1 pseudogene is annotated in these 719 nt (G+C 58.8%); it reads right to left on the bottom strand.

The annotated features are described in order from the left end of the window. Positions 1 to 699: pseudogene (locus ACFFJ7_RS20935) on the bottom strand (IS5 family transposase); the annotation flags it as partial. Positions 700 to 719: the final 20 nt, after the last annotated feature.

The raw sequence follows: 719 nt of genomic DNA, 5'->3' as shown, positions 1-719 counted from the left end.
CCTTGGTCTTGTCATATCGGGTTGCGACACGCCGCCAGTTCTTGAGCTTGTTGAAGAGCCTCTCGATCTGGTTACGCCATTTGTATTTGGCTTTGTCGTGCGGGATCAGCTCGCGCCTGTTGCTTTTTGAGGGAATGACAGCCTCGACCTCAGCGTCAGCGATCTCTTTGCGAATGGCATCGGTGTCATAGCCCTTGTCGGCGAGAAACGCCTCGATCCGGTCGGAGATCATTCGGAACAAAGGTGCAAAGCCCTGGATATCATGCGCCTGCCCGGGCGTCAGGACGAAGCCGAGCGGGCGGCCTTTCGCATCGCATCGGGCATGGAGCTTGGTGGTGAAGCCGCCGCGCGATCGGCCAAGCGCCTCGGTCTCCTGAGTCCCCTTTTTATGCCGACCGCACAATGATGTGCCCGTACTATGGTGCTGTCGATCATGTCAGCGCTTCGATCCCGCTCGACCATCTCTGCCAGGGTTTCGAGCATCGCTTCGAAAACGCCGGTCTCTACCCATCGTCGATAACGCCGGAATACGCTGTTCCACTTGCCGTATTCATCAGGCAGGTGTCGCCATTGCGCCCCGGTGCGCGCCATCCACATCATACCCTCGAAATAGCGCCGATTGTCCTGAGCAGGGCGGCATCCGCGTCCCCGTTCCGCAGGTAAAAGTGGACCGATCAGCGCCCATTCCTCGTCCGTCAAACCAATCCGTTCGCCCAACA

The sequence above is a fragment of the Pseudochelatococcus lubricantis genome (genome assembly GCF_042432495.1).
GTDB classification, from domain to species: domain Bacteria; phylum Pseudomonadota; class Alphaproteobacteria; order Rhizobiales; family Beijerinckiaceae; genus Pseudochelatococcus; species Pseudochelatococcus lubricantis.
Note: the sequence above shows the minus strand (reverse complement) of the source record. Positions and strands in the feature narration are given on the sequence as shown.